Origin of the sequence: Bacillus sp. DX3.1 (assembly GCF_030292155.1) — a bacterium.
Taxonomy (GTDB): domain Bacteria; phylum Bacillota; class Bacilli; order Bacillales; family Bacillaceae_G; genus Bacillus_A.
On sequence record NZ_CP128158.1, the window covers coordinates 1 to 3,369 of the forward strand.

The following is a 3,369-nucleotide window of genomic DNA, read 5'->3' on the forward strand; positions in this document are numbered from 1 at the left end:
GATTATAAATTTAAAATTTCACAAAAATATTGCACTTTAAAAATACTCGTTTTATAATTTAAATAAATTATAAAACGAGTAGGAGGTAGATTTGATGCAACCGGAAAGACCGTTAAAAAAGGTTTCTAAAGTTACAAAAAATAAAATAATAGATATAAATACTGGTGAAATTCAAGAAGAAGAAGAAATTATAGATGCCTATGTCGATAAAGAACCCGACTACGTAAAAATATATTTAAAAGATATTGTAGCCTTAAATGATTTACCAAAAGGTTTAGATAGAGTTATTAACGTCTTATTAAAAGTGATGTCTTATGACAATATGATTATTTTAAATAGCTTTATAAAAAAGCAAATGGCACAAGAACTAGGATATAAAACGGTACAAGTTCTTAACAACAACATTAACAAACTTGTAAATGCAGAAATTCTTTTTAGAAAAGGTACTGGTACATATCAGGTAAATGCTCGTTATTTTGGTCGTGGTCATTGGCACGATATACAAGAAATTCGATTACAACAAGTCTATTCAGTTAAAGGGAGAGAGCTTAAAACAGAAATAACATACAAAAATGACGAACCGCCCCAGAAGTGATTCTAAGGCGGTTTTAACGTTCCATGTCATATCCACGTTGTTTCTTGATTTCTCTCTTATGTTCACGATCAAATTGATTATCTACACCCTTCATATCCAGTTCATTCTTAACAAGTCCTCTAAACGCTTTAAAATGCTCTCCAAGGACTTTTTTCGTGTTGTGGTATAAAACCTTTACGTTTTCCTTTAAATCTTTTATATGGGCTTTTAACGAGCCTATTTCCTTACCTAATTCTCTATTCTTCTCCTGCAAATCTGTATTCTCGTTAAAAGTTTCAACTAAAGTATCGGTTAAACTATCAACTCTATCCTGTAATTTTTTATTCTCTTTAACTAAATCTGTACGCTGCAAACGCTCATAATCTTCTTTTACGAAATTTGCATCCCTCAGGACTTTTTGCATCCTTTTCATTTCACTATCAGAAACAATCCAGTTTCTAGTTTCTTTAGTTACTGTTTCTGATTTTAAAAAACCTGTTTTTACAACCTCTGTTTTTTTCTCTTTCCCTTTTACTTTGAGGTTAAATTTTTGAGGGAGTGTTTCACTCAAATTTAGAAGCTCGTTCTTTTTACTTTTCAGTTCTTTATCTACAGATTGAATCTGTTTCTCTAACTTTTGTTCGTGTCCCTTGAATTCTGCATCCATATCATTTTTTTGTTTCAGTATTTCTTCAGAATGCTTTTTCAAATCTTTAACCGTATCAACGCCAATCGTTTTATTGTTTAAAATGCCTTCTTTGTAGATGTGTGGTATTTCTTTTTTTAAAAACTTATCTAAATCCTGGTGAAATGTTTTTAAATCTTTTCTTGTTAAAACTTCTTTAGCTGAAACCTTTTCCTTTTGCTTTTTCTCGTCCCAAACAACAGGCATAAAGGCAAAGTGCATATGAGGTGTGGTTTCGTCATTGTGAACGTTAGCGGATAAAACATTTTTTTCACCGCCATAACGATTTGCTAAAAACTCATAGGTCTTCTCAAAAAATTCACGTTGTTCATTTTCAGAGAGCCCCTTCAAATTTTCTGGTAACGTAACAATCCAATCTGCACACACTTTTAAATCTTTTCGATTTAAAGAATGTACTTCACTTAACCGATCATTCATGCGAGAAAGTGTATCTCCTTCTTTTTCGCATAAATCATAATTCAAATGTGAACGCTCATTATCAATATCTTGATTTGAATGATTTTCCGTTTTTCTGTCCCAGTGATTGGATAGTCCTTGTACATTTCCTTTTGCATATTTTTGAACGTGAGCCACGAGCAAAACACCCCTTTCCGTGTAACCAGTATAACATGGGGATTAGCTAGAACCAATAATTTGGTCTAGCACGTTATACCAAATTACATTTGGACGTGCTCTGCGAGGCTCTTCGGCATCCGCCGAGCCATGCCCAGGCATGGCGAAAACAAACCTTGGGCTTTGCCCAAACCCACTGGGGAACTCTTCCCCAGACCCCCTCAATCGAACTCCCCAACCCCTCAATCCTTGAGGGACTCCCTCGCCGGTTGGCAGGAACAAACAGTCGTTTGTTCAATGCCAAGAGGGTTCGGTTGTAGTTCAGTTGGTCAAGTCAAATACTCCCTTTGCTTCGCTAGGTCCGTTTTGATTGACCAACATATATAATGATCATTACTTCTTATATTCTTGTATTTGGATAATGGTATAATTTTGATGTATAGTTAAATTTAGTAAAAAGGAGGGATAATCTTGCAAACTTATGAAAATAAAGAACAGCTTGTTCAGACTATACAAAGTACATATGACAAATTTATTAAAGAATTTCACGATATTTCTAATGATGAAAAAGATAAACAAATCCTAGAAGTTGATAGAACACCTTCACAAATGCTTTCTTATCAATTAGGCTGGACAAGTCTTTTATTATCTTGGGAAAAAGATGAAATGAACGGATTAAAAGTACAAACCCCAACACCAGAATATAAATGGAACAATTTAGGTGGGTTGTATAAAGATTTTTATCAGCAATATGAAAATCATTCCATAGATGAACAAATTAATATATTAAATCAGCAAGTTGATAGCATCATTAACTGGATCAATACTTTAACAGATAAAGAATTGTTTAATCCAGAACAAAGAGATTGGGCTACTACCAAAGCCAAATGGCCCATTTACAAATGGATTCATATCAATACAATTGCACCTTTTAAAACTTTTAGAACTAAAATTCGTAAGTGGAAAAGACTAAATAACTATTAAAAAACACCCTGTATACAGGGTGTTTTTTAATAGACTTGTAAATATATAAATACCAAAAAGATTTTCCCCTTGTTTTTGGGTGTGAGTGCTGGCTGGGGGTTTGGGGGCTAGCCCCCAGGAACTTAACGTAACAGAATATGGGGTAAGCTTACTGCTTAGAGCGATAGAACTGGCGGTTCGGCAGGTACAATTGCTGGTCCAAGTCGTGCTACCTAAACCCTCGTTTTTGGTATGTTCGGCTTGGCGACATGCTCACACCTGCCGAATTTCACTATGCAATAGCAAAAGAGTGGAGATTTTTTGGGTGGTTTTCTCAAAAAATACTACTCGACTATTGCATAGTGAAAAGCCCCTTTTAATTTTTATAAAATAATAGAATAGAAGGGGCAACATGGGTTGAACCGTTGATATGACTGGGTTTCTAGGAAAATACTATAATTTGTGGGATTATAAGTTATAATTTGTGGGATTATAACCGTAATTTGTGGGATTATAACCTATAATTCGTGGAGTTATAAATCAACTTTATTTTTTTGCTATTTATAATTTGTGG

The 3,369-nt window shown here is 34.0% G+C and carries 3 protein-coding genes; 2 read left to right on the top strand and 1 reads right to left on the bottom strand.

Annotated elements, in window-relative coordinates; genetic code table 11:
- Positions 1 to 94 precede the first annotated feature (94 nt).
- Positions 95 to 595: a replication/maintenance protein RepL gene (locus tag QRE67_RS26085; protein WP_286125425.1), complete on the top strand. Its 501-nt coding sequence runs from the start codon at positions 95 to 97 to the stop codon at positions 593 to 595.
- A 13-nt stretch (positions 596 to 608) separates the two neighbouring features.
- On the opposite strand, the gene mobV is transcribed toward QRE67_RS26085, so the two are convergent.
- Positions 609 to 1,853 carry a MobV family relaxase gene (gene mobV / locus QRE67_RS26090; protein WP_286125426.1) on the bottom strand — a complete coding sequence of 415 codons (1,245 nt, stop codon included), beginning with the start codon at positions 1,851 to 1,853 and terminating at the stop codon, positions 609 to 611.
- Between the two features lie 450 nt (positions 1,854 to 2,303).
- On the opposite strand from mobV, the gene QRE67_RS26095 reads away from it, so the two are divergent.
- Positions 2,304 to 2,816 (top strand): ClbS/DfsB family four-helix bundle protein, encoded by a 513-nt coding sequence (locus QRE67_RS26095; RefSeq protein WP_286125424.1) that lies wholly within the window; start codon positions 2,304 to 2,306, stop codon positions 2,814 to 2,816.
- Positions 2,817 to 3,369: the final 553 nt, after the last annotated feature.

Excerpts from the sequence above, each read along its gene's own strand:
- QRE67_RS26085 (WP_286125425.1), top strand. The coding sequence starts at position 95 with ATGCAACCGGAAAGACCGTTAAAAAAGGTTTCTAAAGTTACAAAAAAT.